Genomic DNA, 19,868 nt, shown 5'->3' with positions numbered 1-19,868 from the left:
CGAACGGCGCGGGGCGCCGGCGCTCGACGCCGCCCTCAACCCCGGATTTCCACGCCGGATGTCGACGCCGGGACTGAACGGCGCCCCGACGCCGCCCCTCACGCCCGGTGGACCACGCCCGGCCGCCCGAACTGCGTCTGCACGCCGGGTGAGAACAGGACCGACTCCGGTGGGCCTTCGATCCGGAATCCGGCTGCGCCCAGCAGCCCGTCGTCGAACTCCGTCAGCGTCGCCGGGTGCAAGGGCCAGGGCGTGTGGGTGTTGGGGATGTAGAGGGTCCTCCCCGCAAGGGCGCTGTGCAGCCCGAAGCGCGCGGTCAGCTCCAGCGACAGGGCGTCCTCCGCTGTCCGGTCCGCATCCGGCCGGACCGCGAAGCGGGACGTGGCTTGCCTGCGGTACCGGACGACGTCGTACCCGTACTCGCGCCGCGCGCCTTCCCCGCGCTGGATCGGGGAGCACCTCGACCACACGTACGGGATCCCGCCCACGCGCGCGGCGAGCACGACGGCGAGGCGCGACGCGTCGAGGGTCACGAAGACGACGCCGCGCGTGCCGTCGGGTCCCCGCGAGTAGAGCCGGACGTTGATCTCCGGAAAGGACCCGAAGTACCGGACGGGCAGGCCCCTGCCCAGTCCGGCTCCGACCATGCGGAAGCCGATCAGCCCCACCCAGGACGACCCGTCCACCTCATCGGGCACCACTCCCGGGGGCAGGTAGGGTGCTGCCACCTCGGGGGCGATCCGCCAATGCAGGAACACCGCGTCCACCCAGCGCTGGTCCATGATCACGGGACGCGGCAGTGCGGGTGCGAGGTACCGGGCGGGGTCCGGCTGGTGGCCGCTTGTCACGCGGACTGCGCCCTAGAACGCATAGCGGATCCGGCAGTAGGGCAGTTCGGCCCCGGCCAGGCGGAGGAACTCATCGAGGTAGCCCCGCTTCTCATAGGCGATGTACCGCACGTTGGTGAAACCATTCTGCGACCGTTTGGTCTCCTGGAGGTCCGGCCGCCACAGAATCTCCTCGGCTTGTGGGTGCCAGCCCAGGTTGATCTCGTGCAACTGCTGGTTGTGCGTCAGGAAGATGACCTCCGCCGCGAGCTGCTGCTTCGCGGCCGGCGAGAGCGCGGCATCCAGCTGCCGGAAGAGTTCGCGCCAGTCCTCCTGCCAGCCGGGTGTGATGATCACCGGCGAGAAGTTGACGTGCACCTCGTACCCCGCGTCCACGAAGTCGTTGATGGCGGCGATCCGCTCGGCGACGGGAGTGGTGCGCACGTCCACCGTGCGGGCGAGCCTCTCGGGCATGAGCGAGAACCGGATGCGCGTGCGTCCCTGCGGGTCCCACGACAACATCTCCCGGTTCACGTACTTGGTGGCGAAGGAGAGCTTGGCGGTGGGGAGCTCGCGGTAGAGGTCGACGAGGTCCCGCACGTTGTCGCTGACGAGCGCGTCCACGGAGCAGTCGCTGTTCTCCCCGATGTCGTAGACCCACGCATGGTCATCGCACTGATTGGGTTCCAGTTTCATGCCCTGCCGGGCGACGTGCCGTTCGAGGTAGCCGCTGATCTGGTCGATGTTCGCGAAGACCGTGATCGGGTTGCTGTAGCCCTTGTGGCGCGGGACGTAGCAGTAGGCGCAGGCCATCGCGCAGCCGTTCGCCGTCGAGGGTGCGATGAAGTCCGCCGACCTGCCGTTGGGCTTGGCTGTCAGGGACTTCTTGACGCCGACGACGAGGGCTTCGGTCTTGATCCGCGCCCACCGGCGGACGTTCGCCTCATCGCCGCTGAGTTCGGGGATCCGCCAGTGGCTCGCGACCTCCACGACGTCGGCCTCCGGCCAGCGCGCGAGGATCTCCTTGCCCCTGGGCAGCTCGGCCGCGGCCGGCTCGACGTAGATACGGCTGATCTGGAGCAGCTTGCTGGCCTGGAGCATGCGACCTTTCGAGTGGCGGCTTTGCACCCAACATATCGGCCCGCACCGACATTTCCGGACCTCTGAGCACCCGTCCGCGGCTCAGCTCTCCGCGGCTCAGCTCTCCGCGGGAAATCCCGCCGAGTCGTCCGTGCCACGCTCCGCGGCATCGATGTTCGTGTCCGTCAGGACCAGGAGCCCCACGAGGAGGAACAACGTCAGCACGCCCATGAGAACGAAGACCGCCTCGATGCCCAGAGCATCCGCCAGCAGGCCCCCGGCTCCTGCGCCCAGCGGCATGGTGCCCCAGGCCATCAGCCGGAAGCCACTGTTCACCCGGCCCAGCAGCCGGTCCGGGGTGATGCGCTGGCGCAGGGACACCGAGATGACGTTCCACACCGCGATCGCGAGGCCGCCGAGCACATAGGCAGCCCCGATCAGCACGGGGCTGTCCGTCAGCACAGGAACCAGAACCATCAGGGCCGAGGCCGGAATGGCCAGGGCGAAGGATCGCGACCGGCCGAGGACCTCCTGGATCCTGTCGGCGACCAGGGCACCGGCCACGCTTCCCACGGCCAGCATGGCGAGCAGGACGGCGTAGCCGACCTCCGACAGCTTCAGGACCGATGACGGCCCCACGGCGTGGAGGACGAAGACCGCGAACGCCGCACTGGAGGCGAAGTTGAACACACCGACCATGAGGGCGAGTACCCGGAGCACCCGGGAGGCCCAGAGGAACCGCAGCCCCTCGGCGACCTCTGCCCGCATGCTCGTGGTGCCTGTTCGGGGCGTGCGGTAGGACCCCGGCAGCAGCAGCAGGGCGCCCGCGGCACACAGCCAGAGTGCCGCCGCACCCCCTGCGGCCAGCGCCGCTCCCAGGGCGACGAGTGCTCCGCCCAGCGGGGGCCCGATGAACTGGCCGGCCGTCAGTTCGACCGCGAACAGGCGGCCGTTGGCCCGCGGAAGCTGATCCCGCTGAATGAGCTGCGGAAGGATCGACTGCGCGGACGTGTCGTACAGCGTCTCCGCCGTGCCGATGACGAACCCGACCGCATACAGCAGCCAGATCGACATGCCCCCGCCCAGCGCTGCTCCGGCCAGCAGCAGGAGGGCGCAGGCGCGGACGGCGTTGGCCGAGGCCATCGCGCGGCGTCGGTCCAGCCGGTCGGACAGGGCACCGGAGGGCAGGGCGAACAGGAGCCATGGCAGGCTCAATGCCACGCCCAATCCACTGACGAGGACAGGCGAGGTGGTCAGGGCGACCGCCATGAGGGGAAGAGCCACCTTGAGGGCGCCATCGGCGAGGTTGGACAGCGCGGAGGACCCGAGGAGCGTCCAGAACGGACCCCCGAGGGGCGGCGCAGGCGAAGGCATGACTCAGGATGCCAGATGAACCGGGCCGGCGGGCAGCAACGCCCGCGGGAGCACCCGTGCCGGAACCGCCGACGGGGGCCGATGTGCAGGCCGGTAACAACAGGTAGTACCCTAACAATTAGCACGCAAACCTTCGTCCACGGAAGGGGTCCCATGGATACCAGAACCGACGACGATCTCCTGCTCGAGCGCCAACTATGCTTCGCACTGTCCGTGGCATCCCGCAGCGTGGTCGGCGCCTACCGGCCGGTCCTCGAGAAGCTCAACCTCACCCATCCGCAGTACCTCGTGATGCTCGCCCTGTGGGAGGAGAGCCCGCGCACGGTGCGGAACATCAGCCAGGCGCTCGCCATGGAGTCCGCGACCCTCTCCCCGATGCTCAAGCGACTGGAGACGCTGGGACTGGTGACCCGCACCCGGGTTGCCGGCAACGAGCGCGCCCTTGCCGTCGAACTCACCGCAGCGGGCCGGGAGCTCCGCGCCGATGCACGCCAGGTCCCGGTGACCATGATGGAACGGCTTGGACTGACCCGCGAGCAGGTCGAGATCCTCAACGACGCCATGCACGCCATCATCCGGGCGACGGGAACCGAGTTGCCGTCCTCGAGGCGCGCATCGTGACTCCCCCGACCCCGACCGTACGAACGACACCAGGAGAAGGATTACCCATGAGCAAGAAGGATCCGCTGTCCGCGCGTTTCATGACGGCCACCGGAAAGCTGCGCATGTTCTTCGGCCCCGCCCAGCGGGGTACGACGTCGGGGCCGATCGTCTACCGCGACGACGAGGCCCAGCGCCTCCGGCAGGAGGAACTGCAGCAGTGGACGGTGGTGCGCAACCCCGACGGGTCGACCTACCTCAGACGGAACGGGGAGTAGCGGCGGGAACCGCGCCGTCGGGCGCTTCCCGGGCCGGCGCCGGGGCGTGGCGACGAGCCGGCGTGGGTGCGGGCGGACCTCCCGGAGGCCGCATCGGTCTACCGATCGGTAACTTGCGGAATTCTTGCGTCTGGAGCGCAAGGAACGGGCGAAATCGGTGGCACACTATTGCAGTCAATGTTTTCTGCCCGTGGGGACTTTCAGGGCGCCCTCTTGACTTAGAAAAGGTCTCACCAATATGAGCACGCAGCGCCCGTCCGTCAGCACGCCCTCCGCGGCCTCCCGGCTGCCGAGGACCACGCTCCTCATGATGCCCGGCGGGCGCGATGCGCCGGGCGCCGGAGCACTCGCCGACCACCTGGCTGCCGAGACGGAGGGGTTGCTCGACTCACTCGAGGGAACCGTCGCCCGCCTCGCGCTGGCGCACCGCTCGTGCATCCCCGACCCCTGTGAGCGCGCCATGGACGACGAGGCCTTCGCCTGGGTACAGCAGTCCCTCGAGGACATCTCGGCGACCCTGCGCGGCCTCACGCTCGGGCGCGCTACTGACGATGCCGCCCCCATCGGGGCCTCCTTGCGCACGGTGACCGGCTCGGCCTGAGGCGCCATCAAGCCTCATACAAAACAATGCGCTGAACTCCGCCCGGGCGGAGTTCAGCGCATTGCCGTCAGGGCCGGTTCCGGCTCCGTGACTTCCGAATGGACTGCCGGATCTAGATGGACTGCCGGACCCGGATCCCGGCCCTGCCCATGGCGTCGGTGTATGCCGACTGGATCTCCTTGAGCCACAGCTCCTGATTGGCGGGCGTGCCCTTGAAGGCGCGCTCCCCCGGGGAACGGACCTCGTAGATCTTGAACCCGCGCTTGGCGATGGCACGGTTCTCGAGCTTCATGAGCCGGCGCGCAGCCTTGTGGGCATCGGCGCCGTGCGCCACGAGTGCCGAGGCGCGGGGAACCTGCTGTAGGAATGTCAGGAGGGGCTTCACCCCATCGGTGATCTGCTCCATGGTCAGCGCGCGTTCCTTGCCCTCCGGGAGGTACCAGGGATGGGCGTTCCACGGCATGAAAGCGTCGGGGCGAAGACCGATCGCTTCGTAGATCCCGGCCATGCGGATGGAACTCGGGTCGTCGTTCTCGAACGAGACGAATCCCGACGGCAGCGATGCTCCGGGATTCGAGAAGAGGCTGACGATCTTGCAGCCGTCGACATCATGGATGGGATCGATGTACGGCACGCCCGACCCCGGCTTGGACTCGGCCAGCGCGTCGCAGAGCCGGTTCACGTCCTCGATCTGTGGATCGTACCGCTGTTCCCATTGCTGGGCCCGATACGTGGGGTCTGCCATGCGCTGTACCAATTCCGCCTCCTCGCGGACGGCGCCTGGGGTGGCGCGAACGTGTCCGCAGACTTCCAGCCTACGCCAGTCCTTCGTGGGCACCGCTGCACCGGCATCAGCACTGGTATCAGCAGCGGTATCAGGCCGTGTTACCGGGCCGTGCCGACACGGCGCCCGGAAACCGACGTGGGCACTACCTGCACGAGCTGCCGGCGATCCCCGCCTGCCCATGGTTCACTGACCATGCGACCCCATACCGCCGACAGAAGTGCCTCGTCCGTCACGACGGCGGTCGATCCCTGCACCAGGACGGACCAGCCGGACATCTGCTCGGCAGCCACGTGATCGACCTGGAAGGCAACCCGGTCGAGGGACGTGCGGCCCAGGTCACCCGTGGATGAGGTGCGGAAGTAGACTCCGCGGTCGTGGACCACGTAGTTCACGGGGAAGATGAAGACGCGCCCATCCCTGAGGAACCCGATGCGGCCCGTGAGGCCGGTGCTGAGAAGGGCCCAGCATTCCTCCGGCTCGATGGCCTCATGGGAATGCCCTGCTCCCGGCATGTCCCAAACGTCGTAATCGGTGGTCATTGCGCGGTCCCTTCATCGATGAATCCGGACTCCTCCACCCTAGGGGAGCAAGGCCCTGGACGGGAGTCCGGCTGCCGACTTCTGTCCAGGGCCCGTGCGGACGTCAGCGGCTGCCGGTCTCCGTGCCTCCGGCGTCAGGCGAGGGTCGACACATAGGGATCCCAGTCCTCGGGCAGCGGCTCGGCCGCGGTTGCCGCGCTCAGCAGCGGGACGAACTCGCCCGTCGCGATACTTTCGGAGATCGAGACCATGGCATCGAGCACGTGGTACGCCATCTCGCCCTGCGCGCGGTGCGGACGGCCCTCGCGGAGGGCGCGCGCCATCTCGAGGACACCGCTGCCGCGGGTCGACGTCGCCCCGACTGCCGCGACGACCTGGGGTTCATCCGCTCCGGGGCGGGTGAGCAGCAGGTCGCCCGTGAAGGTGTTCGGGTCGGGGAAGGCGAGCGTCCCCTCGGTTCCGGTGACCTCGATGAAACCTGCACGCTTGAGCGGCGAATCGAAGCTGAAGATGCTTTGGGAAGACCCGCCGTCGGCGAACTGGGCGATCGCGCTGACATGGGACGGGACGGTGACGTCGAAGACCTCGCCGGCCTTCGGACCCGATCCGATGGTGCGCTGCTCCCTGGACTTCGAGCCGATGCCGGCTACCTTCGTGATGGCTCCGAAGGTCTGGACGAGGGCCGTCAGGTAGTAGGGACCCATGTCGAACAGCGGCCCTGCGCCCTCCTGGAAGAGGAACGCGGGGTTCGGGTGCCAGGACTCCGGTCCTGGCGACTGCATCAGCGTCAGCGCGGTGAGGGGGACACCGATGTCTCCCCGCACCACCAGGCGCAGGGCGGTCTGCAGGCCCGCACCGAGGAAGGTGTCCGGAGCGCACCCGAGCCGGACCCCTGCGGCGTCGGCGGTCTTCAGGAGGCCGAGGCCGCTCTCCCGGTCCAGCGAGAAGGGCTTCTCGCTCCACACGTGCTTGCCGGCACCCACAGCGGCGGTCGCGACCTCCACGTGCGCGGCGGGAATGGTCAGGTTCACCACGATTTCCACGTCAGGATGGTCCAGGGCGTCCTGCACTCCCCCAGATGCCGGGATGCCGAACTCGGCGGCCCGCGCGGCAGCGACCTCCTCGAACATGTCGGCGACGATGTGCACCGTCACGTCGGGGAAGCTCGTGAGGTTGGTCAGGTATTCCTTGCTGATGACCCCGGCGCCGATGACGGCGACGCCGACCGGGCCTGTGCGGCGGATCCCCGCGTTCTGGATGCTCACTTCTTTCCCTCGTTCAGGTACGCCAGGCTGTCCGCGACGGCGGTGAAGATGTCGCCGTCGAAGTCGTCGAGTTCCACGACGGCGGCCTCGAGCCCAGGAGCGGCGCCCAGCACGTCCCACACGCGCATCCGTCCGGAACCGACGGCCACCTGCTCCTTGTCGTTCTTCGTGAGCGGACCGTCCTTGATGTGGACGAAGCGCACGCGGTCACCGAGGCGGCGGAGCAGTTCCACGGGGTCCTCGCCGCCCACGGCCGCCCAGTAGGTGTCCACCTCGAGGACCACCTCCGGGTCGAGGTGGCCGGCGAGGACCTCGAGTCCGGAGACCCCGTCGATGCGCTCTTCCAGTTCGAACTCGTGGTTGTGGTAACCGACGGTGATGCCGTACCCGGCACCCTTCTTCGCCGCCGCGTTGAGCGCCTCGGCCGTGGCCTTGATATCGGCCTCCGACGTCCAGTGGGACCGCTCCACGTGGGGGTCGATCACGGTGCCGATGCCCAGCGTGCGTGCTGCCGCGAAGATCTCGTCCTGGTCGGCACGGAGGAGCGGCGCGTGGCCGGACGGCGCGGTCAGTCCGTTGGCCGACAGCGCTTCGGCCAGTTCATCCGCGGTGGCGACGAAGTTGTAGGGCTCGACAGCGGTGTAACCCAGTTCGGCGACGCGCTTGATGGTGCCGGGAAGATCCTCGCCTATCGCTGTCCGCAGGGTGTAGAGCTGCAGTGAGTACGTCACGGATTATTCTCCTCGCTGAGAAATCGGGGTTACTGAACCGGTTCAGGTAATGGGTCGAACCTAGGCGATAGTCCCGGGCCGGTCAAGGAAACGCGGGGCTATTGTGTAATCCATGGCCAAGGAAACCATCGCCGGTCTCGCGCAGCGCCTGGGCATCTCGAAGGCCTCCGTCTCCTATGCGCTCAACGGCCAGCCGGGAGTGAGCGAGCTGACCCGGCGTCGTGTCCTGGACCTCGCCGACGAACTCGGGTGGTATCCCAGCTCCTCAGCCCGCGCCCTCTCCCGGTCCCGGGCAGGCGCCGTGGGGATGGTGCTGTCCGCGGACCCCCTCCTGATCGGCACGGAACCGTACTACATGGGCCTTCTCACCGGCATCGAGACTGCGCTCGCCGAGGGCGACACGGCCCTGATGCTGCGGATGGTGGGCAAGGATCCGGAACAGGAGCGGGCCACCTACGAGCGGTGGGCCGGAGAGCGGAAGGTGGACGGCGTCATCCTGTTCGACCATCGCCACGACGACCCGCGACCGGCGCTGCTCGAGCGCCTGAGGCTTCCCTTCGTGCTGCATGGAGCGCCGGCCACGGAAGGTGCCGCTCCCCGGTCGGGAACCACGACCGACCACGCGCTGGACGCCGCCACCATCGTCGACCATCTCCACCGGGCCGGTCATCGGCGGATCGCCCACATCTCCGGCCCCCGCAGCTTCCTGCACGAGGAAGCGCGGATCGAGGGCGTGCAGGACCGCGCCGGCCGGCACGGCATGTCGGTGACGCGGTACGAGGCGGACTATTCGCTCGATTCCGGCCGCGATGCAGCCCTGGCACTCCTCCGCGCCGGGGAGGGGATCACCGCACTCGTCTTCGGGAACGACCTGATGTCGATGGGTGGCCTGCTGGCGATGCGCGCTATCGGCCTGCGCTGCCCGGACGACGTCGCCCTGGTGAGTTGGGACGACTCCCTGCACTGCGAGCTGGCCTCACCCTCCGTCACGGCACTGGCCCGCAATCCGGGCCTGCAGGGGCGGGTGGCCGCGGAACTGCTCCTGAGGCTGCTGGACACGGGCGCTGTCCAGACGGCCCGCATGCCTGCCGGTGACCTGATCGCCCGATCGAGCACCGGCGCCCTACCATAGGGCACCATGGACTCTCCCGACCCCCGCCCCCTGCCCGCAGAACGCGATGCCTCGGCCCGCGGGCTCGACGTCGTCCTGGTACCCAGGAAGGACGACGGCACGTTCGACGACGTTGCGGCCGCCCAGGGCCTCTCCGGTGACGACGGCGTCAAGACGATGGTGGCCAAGGTCAGCGGCGGGACCACGGTCTTCGTGCTCATTCCTGGGACGCGGCGACTGGACTGGGCGAAGCTGAGGTCGCTGCTGGCCGTGAACAAGGCGTCCCTCGTGAAACCGGAGGCGGCACTCGACATCACGGGATACGAGTCCGGGACCATCACGCCACTGGGCAGCAGCAGCGTCCTTCCGGTCTACGCCGACGAGCGGATTCCTGGACGCCGCATCGGCATGGGCTCGGGCTCCAGGGACTATCTGCTGTTCACGGATGCGGATCCGCTGCTGGCGTCGCTCGGTGCGACCGTCGGTGACATCACGTCGGAGCTCCCCGAGGAGTAACCCGCTCCGGCGGCATCCGGCCCTCAGGGGGCGGCTACAGGGCCACGAGGGCGTCGATGATGTCGCAGGTCTCCGTGCGCGTCGTGTAGTCCACCCGTGGGTCGATGAGGCGGATGGTGCCCGTGGCGTCCGCCACGACCACCGTGGGGAACGGGATGGCGCCGGTCCCGTCCATGTTGAGGCCTGCCACGTCGATGCCCAGGGCTGCCTGCGCCCGCACCACATCGGGACTCGGCACCGTCACGATCCCGAGGCGCGCGGCCAGGGCATTGCCCCTGTCCGCATAGAGAGCGAAATGAAGCCCATCGTCCCGGGCTGCCTGGACCGCGGAATCCGGCTCCTGCGGGCTGATCGCGATGAGCCGCGTCCCGAAACCCTCGACGACGGGACGGAGCTCGCGCTGGTACGTCTTCAGCGCGATGCTGCAGTAGGGACACCAGGAACCGCGGTAGAACACGATGATGGCGGACGCTGCGCCGAGCACCTCGCTCAGCCGCAGCCGCTGTCCTCCCGCGTCATACAGGAAGGAGTCGGGAAGCGTGTCACCCACTCGCGCGATCCCCTGCGGGAGGCCTGCGCGGCGGAGGTCCTGCTGTTCGCGGGCGAAGACCTCGGCGAGCACAGGGCCGATCTGCGCCTCGAAGGACGGGGTGAACTCGTCCACCTGCAAGGCAATGGTGTTCGTGAATGCCGGTCCCTGATTCATCTGTTCCCCTCACCAGATTCGCCCCGGCAGTCTCGAAACCGCGGCAGGACCCATTGTGGTGCAGGACACACGAAAATCCCAGCAAGGCGCCCCTTCCTGTCCTGCCGCCCGGCACGGATTCGAGGGGTCCTGCGTGCCGTCGGCGCAGTGCCGGGACGGCCTGCGGAAGACCTGCACGAATCCTTCGGCATATTTCAGGTGCGGAAGACCCTCCCCGGGCGGCTTCCCGGGACAATGGAGGAGGCTCCCGCGGCGCGGGAGACGCACCGCTCGGGCAGCCGCCCAGCGACAAAGGCAAACCCGGCGCGAGCCGGAGACGCAAAGCCACGGGACCCCTGCGGTCAGCCGGGCTACCGAACTCCTAGGTGCCGATCATGCTTCCAATCTCCTGCGTATCCGCCGGCTCCGCCCGTGGAACCGCCTACCGCCTCCTTCTCCTCGTCGCAGCGATGGCGGTCCTCACGTTCGGACTGACGCCCCCACCCGCGCAGGCCGCAGCGACGATCACCCTGAGCAGCACGTCCGGGGAAGCCGGTTCCCCTGTCACCGTCACGGGCGCCGGGTTCCCGAAGCGCACCAAGGGCACCGTCGTCGCGGGCACCGCGAAGGTGGCCGTGACGACGACGTCCACGGGCACGTTCCAGGTGTCGATCGGAATGCCCACCGCGCCGGGTACCGTGACCGTCACGGCCACGGCCGGCAGCGCCGTCGCGAGTGCCCCGTTCACCGTCGTCGACCCTGTTCCCGTGCCCTCCGGCACCCGGAGCATCCGGTTCGGTGTGGGCACGAACGGCGGAGCTGCCGCCGGCGGTGAGCTGGACGAGGTCGCTGCCCTCGCCGGGGAGGCTCCCTCGATCGTGCTGTCCTACAAGGACTTCAACCAGGCGGCACCACTCGCCGAGCTCGACGCCGTGCGGGCCCGGGGCGCCGAGACGCTCCTGACCTGGGAACCCTGGACGTGGGGCGGCGGCACGGAGCAGCCCGCCTACTCCCTTGACCGCATCGCGGCGGGAGACTTCGACGCCTACCTCCGTGAGTGGGGCACGGCGCTCGGCCAGTGGGGCCAACCCGTCTACCTCCGGTTCGCGCACGAGATGAACGGGAACTGGTATCCGTGGGCCGAGGGTGTCAACGGCAATGGCGCGGGCGACTATATCGCCGCCTACCGGCACGTGCACGACGTTGTCGCATCGACGGGCGCGACCAACATCAGCTGGGTCTGGAACCCGAACGTGCCCTACTGGGGCTCGACGCCCCTGGATCAGCTCTACCCGGGCGGCGACTATGTCGACGTCGTGGCGCTGGACGGCTACAACTGGGGCACGTCCCAGTCGTGGAGCGCGTGGCAGGAACCCGAGGTGCTGTTCGGGGAGGGCATCACGCAGCTTCGGCAGCTCGCCCCCGGCAGACCGATCATGATCGCGGAGACGGCTTCCTCCGAGGTCGGCGGATCGAAGCCCCAGTGGATCACCAGCCTGTTCCGCTATGTGTCCGCGCAGCAGGACGTCGTCGCCCTCGTCTGGTTCCACATCAACAAGGAAGCGGACTGGCGGATCAACAGCACCTCCGCCTCGGCCGACGCGTTCAGGGCGGGCCTCGCAGCACGCCGCTGACGGATGGAGCGCGGCGTCAGTCGGAGGAGCGCGAGGGCTGGCAGCGCGGACACCACCAGGTACGACGGCGGCCCGGGTCGCCGGGCACCTCGGCCCGAACGCGCACCGCCGTCCCGCAGCGCAGGCACGGCCTGCCGGCCCTGCCCACGACCCAGTGCTGTTCGCCCCTGCGGAGGGTGCCCGTGGTGACCTGGTGCGCTCCGGGCCGGGTGGCGGAGAAGCGCAGGCACCGCGCCCCGAGTGCCACCAGGGCGGGAACATCGACGTCGGCCATGACCGTGTCCGGGTGGAGGCCCCTGAGGAAGCAGAGCTCGTTGGCCCAGAGGTTGCCGAACCCGGCGACGTTGCGCTGGTCGAGGAGGGCAGCGGCGACGCGCGCGGCGGGATCGCGGCCGAGCCTGCGGACCGCGTCGTCCGCGGACCAGTCATGGCGCAGCGGGTCCGGCCCGAGGTACCCCACGACGTCCCCCTCCGCGGCGGTGGGCAGCAGGTCGACGACGGGCAGGTCCAGGCCGTACGCCGTCGGCCCGTCCGCCACCTCGAGGATCACGCGTGCATCGGGCAGGAGCCTGCGGGGCAGCGCCCTGCCTGCGGCCGTCACCGTCCACGACCCCTGCATCAACAGGTGCGTGTGGAGGGTGAGGCCGCCGTCGAACCGCGTCAGCAGGTGCTTCCCATGCGTCACATGCTCCGTCACGCGCATACCGTCTAGCGTGGTGGTGGCATGCGCGGGAACGCGGAGATCCCCGCGCTTCAGGGTGCGACCGTCGAGGGACTTCCTCAGCCTCGCCGCGAGCCGGAAGACGCTGTCCCCCTCGGGCATGATCCCTCCCCTGCTCCGTCCGTGATCCCGGGGAAAGGGTAGCCTCCGCCGCCGACACGGGCCGCCGACACCGCGCGAGCTGTCACCGGGCTTGTCAACCGCTGCGGAGGACCGGTTGCCCGTTGTGGCAGGGTTCCGGTGTTCCTAGCGTTGGCGGCATGACAAAGCCCATCACTCCCCGGCAGCACGGACTCATCGACTACGGCTTCTCCGCGTCGATGCTCACCCTTCCGTCCCTCTTCGGCATGAGCCGTAAGGCACGGCTCTTCTTCGCGATGTTCGGTGCCACCCAGGGTGCCGTCAACGCGGTCACCGACCAGCCCTTCGCCATCGCGCCGCTGATCAGTTTCCGTACCCACCGCACGGTGGACCTGGGCAGCACGCCCCTCTACGCCCTGGCTCCGCTGCTCACCGGCGTGGCTCGCGAGGGCAAGGCACGTGCCTTCTGGCTGCTCATGGGCGGCGTCCTGGTGGCGGTGTACAACCTCACGGACTGGCAGGCGAGCAACACCTCGAAGAAGAGCGGCGGCCGCTTCCGTTTTCGCTAGGCGACCGATAATATTTCCCTTTGCCGGGCCCCGCCCGGCAAGGGGGTCTAGAAGCGGGCCCGATTCACGTGTCCCGTCGCACCTCCGAACAGGCCCCCATGAGCACCAGACTGACGCCGTCCGAAGACTTCCCGCAGGACCTCACCACGCTCGGCTTGTCCGAGGTCGAGGTCCTCAACAGCAAGATCCATCGTGAACTGGATTACGAGTACACGCACGACGGCGAGCTGTCCATGGAGACGGAGGTCCGGCACGAGGAACTGACCGAGGAACTCGATCGCCGCGACCAGCAGCCCGAATCGGCGCCGGTCCGGCCCGAGGTCACGGAAGCGGCGCGCCGCTCCTCCTGAACGCGCTGCTCTCCCCGGTGCCCTGCGCTTCGAGCAGCCCGGTCGGCTCTCTTTCGGACAGCCTGGGCGCCGCGCACCGAAAATGCCCCTCGCCCCCCCTTGGTGCAGTGGTCTAGATTCGGAAGCACGGCAATCCACCGAAGGGAGAACAGCATGAAGAACAGACTGGTTTTCGGGGCGGGCATGGGTGTTGGCTACGTCCTCGGCACACGGGCAGGCCGGGGCGCCTACGAGCAGCTGCGGACGAGGGCCCAGAAGGTGTGGAACAGCCCCACCGTGCAGGACAGGGTCAGCTCCACCACCGACACGCTCAAGAGCAAGGCCCCGGCGTTGCAGGACTCCCTGAAGGGCAAGCTGAAGAAGGGCGGCTCGTCGTCGGACGACGGCGCAAAGGCACCCCAGAACCCGGGCAAGGACGTGGGCGCGAGCGGTGACCTCCCCCTGGACGTTCCGCCGGTCGTCACCGCCATGGACACGGGAAGTGCCGGCCTCGGCCCGAGCGGCGGGGATCCCCTCGTCACCGAGGACGCCCCCTTCCAAGGACAGGACGGGCAGACGCGCCCCGATCTCGACCGGTAGTCGACCCCGACAGGTAGTCGCAGGCGCACGGTAGTCGCAGGCGAGCGGAGGCCCCGGTCCAGCCGGGGCCTCCGTCGTGTCCGCGCCCCGGTCCGACGGCAGGTTGCGCCCCGGTCCGACCGGCAGGTTTCAGGCGCCCTCGCTGACCGATTCCTCGGCCTCCCTGCAGGTCTCGCAGTCCTCCTCGACCAGCATGGCGTTGATGGCGACCGCCATCCGGTAGGCGTCCCCCGCGGCCGGCACCAACTGGGCGGCAGGATCTGCGGCATTGCCGACGGCCCAGACCCGGTCGATGGAGGTACGCCCGATATCGTCGGTCGACACGCAGCCGTCGTCGCGCATCTCGCAGCCGAGGTCGGCCAGCAACGGCAGGCCCGCGTCGGCACCGGGCTCGCAGAAGATCGCTGAACAGGGAACCAGCGAACCGTCCTCGAGGCAGACGCCCTGCAGCGGACGCGGCCCGCCGTCATCCGGACCCAGAGCCAGGTGCCCGACCCGCCCCTCCGCGATCCGCACACCACGATTGCGCAGGCGTCGCTCGTCGTCCTCCGACAGCGCGCCGAGGAGGTGGGGGAAGAAGGTCACGTCCTCGGACCACTGGCGGACGAGCAGCGCCTGATGGATGGAGGTCGGGGCCGAGCCCAGGACGCCGAGAGCCTGGTCCCGGACCTCCCAGCCGTGGCAGTAGGGGCACTGCAGGAGGCCGCGGCCCCATGCCTCCCGGGCACCCGGAAGGTCGGGGAGGACGTCGCGGAGGCCCGTCGCCAGCAGCAACTGGCGTCCCCGCACGGTCGCCCCGTCGGCCGTGCTGATGGCCCAGCCGCCGGGCGTCTGTCCGGCGTGCTCCGCAGAGCTGTCGAGGAACTGCACTCCGTACGGCTCCAGGTCCTGCCGCGCGAGCGAGACCAGGGCCCCGGGCGGGGTCCCGTCCCTGGTGATGAACCCGTAGGCCGCATCGGCCGGAGCGTTCCGGGGCGTTCCCGCATCGATCACGACGACGCGGCGCTGGGCCCGCCCGAGGACGAGCGCAGCGCTCAGCCCCGACAGGCCGCCACCGATGATGACGACGTCGTATGTCTGGTCTTCCGGGCTGTCCATTCCTCCATCCGACCACGGCGGGACGATCCGGTGCGGCCCCAAATTCTTGTTGCGGTCAGGCGATGGGCCCGGTGGCACCCTCCGTGGCAGGAACTCCCAGTGCTGCGATGAGCGATGCGAAGCGCTGGTTCCCGGCGAGATCCTCGACGAGGACGGCCTTCCCCTCGGCGTCGGCGAGGGGGATGCGCCAGTTCGGGTACTCGTCGTTGGTGCCCGGCTGGTTCTGCGTGCGGCGCTCCCCGACGGCGTCGGCGAGCGCGACGCCCAGCAGCACCGACGGGGTCTGCGCGATGAGGGCGTGCAGCGCCTCGACGGTCTCCTGGACGCCCGGAGCCTCGCCCTCGAGCAGGCCGCGCTGCCGCAGGAGCTCGAGGAACTTCTCTTGGGTGGCGCGGTCCTCGGCCTGCTCCTCCTCGACGGGGCGGCTGAGCAGGCCGAGCTTCTCGCGCAGCAGCACGTGCTCGCCGGCCAGGTAGCCCGCACTCGGCGGGAGGTCGTGCACCGTGACGGTGGTCAGGCATCCCTTGCGGTAGGCCTCGGGAGGCAGGGGCCCGTCCTCGTCCTGCTCGAACCAGAGGATCGAGGTGCCGAAGATGCCGCGCTCCGCAAGGTACTCCTGCACCCCCGGTTCGAACACGCCGAGGTCCTCACCGACGACGATCGCCCCGGCACGCTCCGCCTCGAGGGCGAGGATGCCGATCAGCGCCTTGTGGTCGTAGTAGACGTAGGCCCCTCCCCCGGGCTGGGCGCCCTGGGGGATCCACCACAGCCGGAACAGGCCGAGGATGTGGTCCACCCGGATACCGCCCGCATGGCGGAGGATGTTCCGGAGCATGTCGCGGAAGGCCGCATACCCGGACTCGGCGAGCCGCTCCGGGTGCCACGGCGGCTGGCTCCAGTCCTGGCCGTGCTGGTTGAACATGTCCGGCGGGGCGCCGACGCTGATGCCGGCGGCGAGCACGTCCTGCAGCGCCCACGCATCCGCCCCACTGGGATGCACTCCGACCGCGAGGTCGTGCACCACGCCGATGGACATGCCGGCACCGGTGGCTTCGAGCTGTGCCTCCTGCAGCTGCTCGTCGACGAGCCACTGCAGCCACTCGTGGAACTCGATCCGCGCGGCGTGGCGCTCCGCGAACTCACGGGCGCCCGGCGACCCGGGGCGTCCGACGTCGTGCCATTCCGGTGCCCCGGGCGCGAGCGTCTCGGCGAGCGCGGACCACAGCGCGAAGTCGGCGAGCCCCTGGCCCTGGTGGGCGCGGTAGGCGTCGAAGTCGTGCTGGCGCTGTGCGGGGCGCTCGACGGCGAACACGAGCTCGAGGGCTTCGAGCTTGGCGGCGTAGGACGAGTCCCGGTCGAGGAGATCCGTGGCCGTGTTGGCTCCGGTGAACCGGGCGGCGAGGTCGCCGATCCTGGCGCGAGCGGCGTCATCGAGTCGCGCGTACTCCGGGATGTCCTCGATCCTCAGGTACAGGGGGTGGAAGTAGCGCCGCGTGGTCGGCAGGTACGGGGACGGCTCCACGGGTGGTACGGGCTCGGCGGCGTGCAGCGGGTTCACCAGCACGAACCCGCCTCCCTGTGCGGCGGCGGCCTGCGCCAGCCCGCCCAGGTCCGCGAGGTCACCGATGCCCCAGGACGCCGACGACCGGACCGAGTAGAGCTGGGCCATGAGCCCCCAGGTGCGGTGGTCCATCAGGGCCGCCGTCGTGCTCAGCCGGTCCGGCGTGACCACGAACGTGCACGACGACTGCTGCCCGTCGACGACCGCGTGCAGCGTGTGCCAGCCGAGGGGCAGGGCGTGGGGCAGCGTACCGTGCCGCCGCTCGAGGTCCTGCCCGTCGACGGTCCGCGTCTCCGTGGCCTCGGCGACCGTCCCGGTGTAATGGATGCCGTCCTCGTCGACAGCCCAGAACTCGACCTCGGCCCCGGCGGGCACGTGGAGCAGCACCGGGTCGACGTCGCGCTGGCGCACCACGACGACGGCGGGCAGTACCGAGCTCCACGGTCCGGCTTCCACGTCCTCCAGGGCCCGGGCGATGGCCGCGTCCGATGCGGCGTCGACGCCGAGGGCCGCGAGGACGGTGACGAGGGTCTCCGGAGCGACCCGGGCCGGCTTGCCGTCCCACCCCTTGAAGGTGGTCCCTACCCGGTGCGCCTCGGCGAGTTGCTCGAGCGGCGAGGTGATGGTGGGGGATGCTTCTGCGTGCTGTGTCGTGTCGGCCATGCCTCCAATCTAGGGGTGGATCAGCAGGCTCCGCATCCGGACGGGCAGAGCTCCCGCGATTTGACGGGACGCTCCGGCCGCCCGGCGGCGTAGCAGTCCGTGAACGGACGGACAAGCTGCCGCGGAGCACACCCCGTGCTGGCCGGAGCCCGTCCGGCGGTGACAGGGTGGGATCATGGCCTACTTCCTCGAGTACCTTGTCCCTGCGGAAAGCGGCGGGGCGGAATTGCCGGTCGACGACGCCAACGACGGCTTCACCGTCCCCGTCAGCGAGACCGCCGAGCGGGTGGTCCACGTCGACACCCTGCCTGCCCGCAGCCGCATCGTCGCCGACAGCCTGGAAGCTGCGCGGACCGAAGCAGAGCAACTCCTCCAGCACAGCAAGGCCGACACCGGCGAGCTCTTCGAGGACTCCGGGGATTCCCTGGAGTCGGGAGCGGGCCGGAGGGTGGGGCGGTTCCGCGAGGGTTCCGGGTGGAGCGAGGACTGACCGGCTACCAGGTGTCCTTCGTGTAGGCCGTGTTGAGCCGGGCGATCAGCGCACCGAGGTTCTCCACGTCCTCGGGCTTCCACGTGCGCATCAGCGCGGTGAAGGCGATGCGCCGCCCGCTCTGCGCGACGGAGAGCTGCTGCTCGCCGAGCGCAGTGAGCAGGACCCGCTGGGAGCGGGCATCGTACGGGTCGAGCTGTCGGATGACCAGGCCCAGCCGTTCCAGCCCTGCGAGCTGCCTGCTCACCGAGGGCTTTCCCACACCGATGCTCGCGGCGATGTCCGTTGCCCGCAGGGATCCTTCCCGCTGAAGGAGCGTCAGGATCCCGTAGGCAGCCGGCTCCATGTCGGGGTGCACGTTCTTTGCGAGGGCGTGGGAGGTGGTCCGTTCGCGGCGCCACAGCACACTCGTCTGCTCCTCCAGCACCTCGATCGCCCGATCGAATGCCCCTCCGTCGGGCCCCTTCACTGCTTCCATGGAGGAAGCGTATAGAGGCCGGAGGCAGGCAGGGGCATATTCGCCGGAAAAGTTGAAAAATTTCGGTGGATGGGCGCCGCGCGGGCGGATCCCGGTGGGCTCCCCGCGCAGTACTGCGGCGGGGCGGTTCCGGGGCCAGTGGCTCAGGGCCGGTGGCCGGCGGCGGGAGCCGTGCTCGAGCGGACCACCAACCGGGGGCGGAAGGAATCGCCCTCCACCGCCAGTTCACCGGACCGGTCGATCAGCGCCTCGATGCAGGAACGCCCCAGGTCCTGGAATTCCTGGCGCACGGTGGTCAGCGACGGCTCGTAGAATTCGGCCTCCGGCACATCGTCGAAGCCGATGACACTGATATCCCGGGGTATGCGACAGCCGCGCTCGCGCAGGGCCTTCACCAGCCCGAGCGCCATCTGGTCATTGCTCGCGAAGACGGCGGTGGGTCCGTTGTCGAGATCGACGGCACGGCCGGCCTCGTATCCCGACCGCGCGCTCCAGTCCCCCTGGTACACCGGCCCTTCACCCAGGTGGTGCTTTCCGAGGGCCGAACGCCAGCCGTCCAGTCGCCGCTGGGCGTCCACCCAGTCCAGTGGACCGGCGAGGTGGGCGATCCTGGTGTGCCCGAGCTCCATCAGGTGCTCGACAGCAGCGATGGCCCCGCCCTCCTGGTCGAGTGCGACGTCGCGTCCGAGGCCGTGGCCACCGCCTACCGTCACCATCGGGGTGCTGCCCTGCACTTCCGCGAGTACCTCGAGGGCCGAGACGTGCGGCGTGATCGCGATGACTCCCTCGACTCCGTGGTTGAGGAGATCGGTGAGTGCTTCGTTCACCGCCCTCTCGGAGTAGTCCTTGAGGGTCACCACCGTCAGGAAGTACCCCGCGCCGCGCGCGGCGTCCTGGATACCCATGAGCACGCTCGACGGTCCGTACTGCGCCAGCTCGCCGGCAAGGATACCGATGGAATGGGTGCGCCCGGTAGCGAGCCAGCGCGCGGCGGCGTTGGGACGGTAGTCGAGTTCGGAGATGGCCGCACGGACTTTCCTCCGCGTGGCTTCGCTGACGTTGGGGTGTCGGTTGACGACCCGGGAGACGGTCTGATGGGAGACGCCTGCCAGGGTCGCAACGTCCGTGAGGCTCGGGCCCCGCGGTGTGGTTACTTCGGTCATCCGGAATCGCCTTACTCCCCACGTGGTCCCAGTATGCACGACGTCGGGCCGTTCATCCCGCCTCAGTCAATGCGATCGGGACCCGCC

The 19,868-nt window shown here is 69.4% G+C and carries 23 protein-coding genes and 1 riboswitch; of the genes, 10 read left to right on the top strand and 13 right to left on the bottom strand.

Annotated features, from left to right (window positions below; translation table 11 throughout):
- Positions 1-98: 98 nt before the first annotated feature.
- The 3 genes from P5G52_RS05010 to P5G52_RS05000 form a co-directional block, all read right to left on the bottom strand.
- A complete protein-coding gene (locus P5G52_RS05010) occupies positions 99-782 on the bottom strand; it encodes a YqjF family protein (protein WP_301228653.1) in 684 nt (227 codons plus the stop codon).
- Between the two features lie 78 nt (positions 783-860).
- The gene (locus P5G52_RS05005) at positions 861-1,928 is read right to left on the bottom strand and encodes a spore photoproduct lyase family protein (RefSeq protein ID WP_301225218.1); all 1,068 of its coding nucleotides are present in this window, start codon (positions 1,926-1,928) and stop codon (positions 861-863) included.
- Positions 1,929-2,024: 96 nt separating this feature from the next.
- Positions 2,025-3,281 (bottom strand): MFS transporter, encoded by a 1,257-nt coding sequence (locus tag P5G52_RS05000; protein WP_301225216.1) that lies wholly within the window; start codon positions 3,279-3,281, stop codon positions 2,025-2,027.
- A 153-nt stretch (positions 3,282-3,434) separates the two neighbouring features.
- Here P5G52_RS05000 and P5G52_RS04995 point away from each other — a divergent pair, with 153 nt between their 5' ends.
- The 3 genes from P5G52_RS04995 to P5G52_RS04985 all read left to right on the top strand — a co-directional run bounded on the left by P5G52_RS04995 (position 3,435) and on the right by P5G52_RS04985 (position 4,760).
- A complete protein-coding gene (locus P5G52_RS04995; protein WP_301225214.1) occupies positions 3,435-3,902 on the top strand; it encodes a MarR family winged helix-turn-helix transcriptional regulator in 468 nt (155 codons plus the stop codon).
- 47 nt (positions 3,903-3,949) lie between these two features.
- On the top strand, positions 3,950-4,159 hold the full coding sequence (locus tag P5G52_RS04990; protein WP_301225212.1) for a hypothetical protein: 210 nt from the start codon (positions 3,950-3,952) through the stop codon (positions 4,157-4,159).
- Positions 4,160-4,397: 238 nt separating this feature from the next.
- The gene (locus P5G52_RS04985; protein ID WP_301225210.1) at positions 4,398-4,760 is read left to right on the top strand and encodes a hypothetical protein; all 363 of its coding nucleotides are present in this window, start codon (positions 4,398-4,400) and stop codon (positions 4,758-4,760) included.
- Between the two features lie 112 nt (positions 4,761-4,872).
- Here the strand turns inward: P5G52_RS04985 and P5G52_RS04980 are convergent, their stop codons facing one another.
- From P5G52_RS04980 to P5G52_RS04965, 4 genes are all read right to left on the bottom strand, one after another.
- Positions 4,873-5,505, bottom strand: a complete 633-nt coding sequence (locus tag P5G52_RS04980) for a uracil-DNA glycosylase family protein (RefSeq protein ID WP_087074068.1) — start codon at positions 5,503-5,505, stop codon at positions 4,873-4,875.
- Positions 5,506-5,645: 140 nt separating this feature from the next.
- Positions 5,646-6,086 (bottom strand): pyridoxamine 5'-phosphate oxidase family protein, encoded by a 441-nt coding sequence (locus P5G52_RS04975; RefSeq protein ID WP_301225204.1) that lies wholly within the window; start codon positions 6,084-6,086, stop codon positions 5,646-5,648.
- A 134-nt stretch (positions 6,087-6,220) separates the two neighbouring features.
- A complete protein-coding gene (locus P5G52_RS04970) occupies positions 6,221-7,345 on the bottom strand; it encodes a Gfo/Idh/MocA family protein (RefSeq protein ID WP_301228651.1) in 1,125 nt (374 codons plus the stop codon).
- A 2-nt stretch (positions 7,346-7,347) separates the two neighbouring features.
- Positions 7,348-8,082: a sugar phosphate isomerase/epimerase family protein gene (locus tag P5G52_RS04965; RefSeq protein WP_301225202.1), complete on the bottom strand. Its 735-nt coding sequence runs from the start codon at positions 8,080-8,082 to the stop codon at positions 7,348-7,350.
- Between the two features lie 112 nt (positions 8,083-8,194).
- Between P5G52_RS04965 and P5G52_RS04960 the strand changes: the two genes are divergently transcribed.
- Together P5G52_RS04960 and P5G52_RS04955 are read left to right on the top strand one after the other, a co-directional pair.
- Entirely contained in the window at positions 8,195-9,214 is a 1,020-nt protein-coding gene (locus P5G52_RS04960; protein WP_301225200.1) for a LacI family DNA-binding transcriptional regulator, read from the top strand.
- 6 nt (positions 9,215-9,220) lie between these two features.
- On the top strand, positions 9,221-9,709 hold the full coding sequence (locus tag P5G52_RS04955; RefSeq protein ID WP_301225198.1) for an aminoacyl-tRNA deacylase: 489 nt from the start codon (positions 9,221-9,223) through the stop codon (positions 9,707-9,709).
- Positions 9,710-9,743: 34 nt separating this feature from the next.
- On the opposite strand, the gene P5G52_RS04950 is transcribed toward P5G52_RS04955, so the two are convergent.
- The gene (locus tag P5G52_RS04950) at positions 9,744-10,415 is read right to left on the bottom strand and encodes a peroxiredoxin-like family protein (RefSeq protein ID WP_301225196.1); all 672 of its coding nucleotides are present in this window, start codon (positions 10,413-10,415) and stop codon (positions 9,744-9,746) included.
- 283 nt (positions 10,416-10,698) lie between these two features.
- A riboswitch (cyclic di-GMP riboswitch) is annotated at positions 10,699-10,773 on the top strand.
- A 16-nt stretch (positions 10,774-10,789) separates the two neighbouring features.
- Here P5G52_RS04950 and P5G52_RS04945 point away from each other — a divergent pair.
- The gene (locus tag P5G52_RS04945; RefSeq protein WP_435868642.1) at positions 10,790-12,028 is read left to right on the top strand and encodes a glycoside hydrolase family 26 protein; all 1,239 of its coding nucleotides are present in this window, start codon (positions 10,790-10,792) and stop codon (positions 12,026-12,028) included.
- Between the two features lie 16 nt (positions 12,029-12,044).
- Here the strand turns inward: P5G52_RS04945 and P5G52_RS04940 are convergent, their stop codons facing one another.
- Positions 12,045-12,851 carry a DNA-formamidopyrimidine glycosylase family protein gene (locus P5G52_RS04940; protein WP_301225194.1) on the bottom strand — a complete coding sequence of 269 codons (807 nt, stop codon included), beginning with the start codon at positions 12,849-12,851 and terminating at the stop codon, positions 12,045-12,047.
- A gap of 158 nt (positions 12,852-13,009) precedes the next feature.
- Between P5G52_RS04940 and P5G52_RS04935 the strand changes: the two genes are divergently transcribed.
- The 3 genes from P5G52_RS04935 to P5G52_RS04925 all read left to right on the top strand — a co-directional run bounded on the left by P5G52_RS04935 (position 13,010) and on the right by P5G52_RS04925 (position 14,328).
- Entirely contained in the window at positions 13,010-13,399 is a 390-nt protein-coding gene (locus tag P5G52_RS04935; RefSeq protein WP_301225193.1) for a hypothetical protein, read from the top strand.
- Positions 13,400-13,497: 98 nt separating this feature from the next.
- On the top strand, positions 13,498-13,749 hold the full coding sequence (locus tag P5G52_RS04930; protein WP_301225192.1) for a hypothetical protein: 252 nt from the start codon (positions 13,498-13,500) through the stop codon (positions 13,747-13,749).
- 153 nt (positions 13,750-13,902) lie between these two features.
- Complete coding sequence (locus P5G52_RS04925) at positions 13,903-14,328, top strand: hypothetical protein (RefSeq protein ID WP_301225191.1); 426 nt, start codon at positions 13,903-13,905, stop codon at positions 14,326-14,328.
- 129 nt (positions 14,329-14,457) lie between these two features.
- Here the strand turns inward: P5G52_RS04925 and P5G52_RS04920 are convergent, their stop codons facing one another.
- Together P5G52_RS04920 and malQ are read right to left on the bottom strand one after the other, a co-directional pair.
- Positions 14,458-15,426, bottom strand: a complete 969-nt coding sequence (locus tag P5G52_RS04920; RefSeq protein ID WP_301225189.1) for an NAD(P)/FAD-dependent oxidoreductase — start codon at positions 15,424-15,426, stop codon at positions 14,458-14,460.
- Between the two features lie 55 nt (positions 15,427-15,481).
- Positions 15,482-17,650: a 4-alpha-glucanotransferase gene (malQ, locus tag P5G52_RS04915; protein WP_301225187.1), complete on the bottom strand. Its 2,169-nt coding sequence runs from the start codon at positions 17,648-17,650 to the stop codon at positions 15,482-15,484.
- Positions 17,651-17,825: 175 nt separating this feature from the next.
- Between malQ and P5G52_RS04910 the strand changes: the two genes are divergently transcribed.
- Positions 17,826-18,140: a hypothetical protein gene (locus P5G52_RS04910; protein ID WP_301225185.1), complete on the top strand. Its 315-nt coding sequence runs from the start codon at positions 17,826-17,828 to the stop codon at positions 18,138-18,140.
- 4 nt (positions 18,141-18,144) lie between these two features.
- On the opposite strand, the gene P5G52_RS04905 is transcribed toward P5G52_RS04910, so the two are convergent.
- Together P5G52_RS04905 and P5G52_RS04900 are read right to left on the bottom strand one after the other, a co-directional pair.
- A complete protein-coding gene (locus P5G52_RS04905) occupies positions 18,145-18,618 on the bottom strand; it encodes a MarR family winged helix-turn-helix transcriptional regulator (protein ID WP_301225183.1) in 474 nt (157 codons plus the stop codon).
- A gap of 143 nt (positions 18,619-18,761) precedes the next feature.
- Positions 18,762-19,781 carry a LacI family DNA-binding transcriptional regulator gene (locus P5G52_RS04900; RefSeq protein WP_301225182.1) on the bottom strand — a complete coding sequence of 340 codons (1,020 nt, stop codon included), beginning with the start codon at positions 19,779-19,781 and terminating at the stop codon, positions 18,762-18,764.
- Positions 19,782-19,868: the final 87 nt, after the last annotated feature.

Origin of the sequence: Arthrobacter burdickii (assembly GCF_030433645.1) — a bacterium.
Classification (GTDB): domain Bacteria; phylum Actinomycetota; class Actinomycetes; order Actinomycetales; family Micrococcaceae; genus Arthrobacter_D; species Arthrobacter_D burdickii.
The sequence above is the reverse complement of the archived record's forward strand: the minus strand, read 5'-3'. Positions and strand labels throughout refer to the sequence as shown.

What these genes read in the sequence shown, in the direction of transcription:
- P5G52_RS05010 (WP_301228653.1), bottom strand. Translation starts at nt 782, where the DNA reads ATGGACCAGCGCTGGGTGGACGCGGTGTTCCTGCATTGGCGGATCGCC.
- P5G52_RS05005 (WP_301225218.1), bottom strand. Translation starts at nt 1,928, where the DNA reads ATGCTCCAGGCCAGCAAGCTGCTCCAGATCAGCCGTATCTACGTCGAG.
- P5G52_RS05000 (WP_301225216.1), bottom strand. Translation starts at nt 3,281, where the DNA reads ATGCCTTCGCCTGCGCCGCCCCTCGGGGGTCCGTTCTGGACGCTCCTC.
- P5G52_RS04995 (WP_301225214.1), top strand. Translation starts at nt 3,435, where the DNA reads ATGGATACCAGAACCGACGACGATCTCCTGCTCGAGCGCCAACTATGC.
- P5G52_RS04990 (WP_301225212.1), top strand. Translation starts at nt 3,950, where the DNA reads ATGAGCAAGAAGGATCCGCTGTCCGCGCGTTTCATGACGGCCACCGGA.
- P5G52_RS04985 (WP_301225210.1), top strand. Translation starts at nt 4,398, where the DNA reads ATGAGCACGCAGCGCCCGTCCGTCAGCACGCCCTCCGCGGCCTCCCGG.
- P5G52_RS04980 (WP_087074068.1), bottom strand. Translation starts at nt 5,505, where the DNA reads ATGGCAGACCCCACGTATCGGGCCCAGCAATGGGAACAGCGGTACGAT.
- P5G52_RS04975 (WP_301225204.1), bottom strand. Translation starts at nt 6,086, where the DNA reads ATGACCACCGATTACGACGTTTGGGACATGCCGGGAGCAGGGCATTCC.
- P5G52_RS04960 (WP_301225200.1), top strand. Translation starts at nt 8,195, where the DNA reads ATGGCCAAGGAAACCATCGCCGGTCTCGCGCAGCGCCTGGGCATCTCG.
- P5G52_RS04955 (WP_301225198.1), top strand. Translation starts at nt 9,221, where the DNA reads ATGGACTCTCCCGACCCCCGCCCCCTGCCCGCAGAACGCGATGCCTCG.
- P5G52_RS04950 (WP_301225196.1), bottom strand. Translation starts at nt 10,415, where the DNA reads ATGAATCAGGGACCGGCATTCACGAACACCATTGCCTTGCAGGTGGAC.
- P5G52_RS04945 (WP_435868642.1), top strand. Translation starts at nt 10,790, where the DNA reads ATGCTTCCAATCTCCTGCGTATCCGCCGGCTCCGCCCGTGGAACCGCC.
- P5G52_RS04940 (WP_301225194.1), bottom strand. Translation starts at nt 12,851, where the DNA reads ATGCCCGAGGGGGACAGCGTCTTCCGGCTCGCGGCGAGGCTGAGGAAG.
- P5G52_RS04935 (WP_301225193.1), top strand. Translation starts at nt 13,010, where the DNA reads ATGACAAAGCCCATCACTCCCCGGCAGCACGGACTCATCGACTACGGC.
- P5G52_RS04930 (WP_301225192.1), top strand. Translation starts at nt 13,498, where the DNA reads ATGAGCACCAGACTGACGCCGTCCGAAGACTTCCCGCAGGACCTCACC.
- P5G52_RS04925 (WP_301225191.1), top strand. Translation starts at nt 13,903, where the DNA reads ATGAAGAACAGACTGGTTTTCGGGGCGGGCATGGGTGTTGGCTACGTC.
- P5G52_RS04920 (WP_301225189.1), bottom strand. Translation starts at nt 15,426, where the DNA reads ATGGACAGCCCGGAAGACCAGACATACGACGTCGTCATCATCGGTGGC.
- malQ (WP_301225187.1), bottom strand. Translation starts at nt 17,650, where the DNA reads ATGGCCGACACGACACAGCACGCAGAAGCATCCCCCACCATCACCTCG.
- P5G52_RS04910 (WP_301225185.1), top strand. Translation starts at nt 17,826, where the DNA reads ATGGCCTACTTCCTCGAGTACCTTGTCCCTGCGGAAAGCGGCGGGGCG.
- P5G52_RS04905 (WP_301225183.1), bottom strand. Translation starts at nt 18,618, where the DNA reads ATGGAAGCAGTGAAGGGGCCCGACGGAGGGGCATTCGATCGGGCGATC.
- P5G52_RS04900 (WP_301225182.1), bottom strand. Translation starts at nt 19,781, where the DNA reads ATGACCGAAGTAACCACACCGCGGGGCCCGAGCCTCACGGACGTTGCG.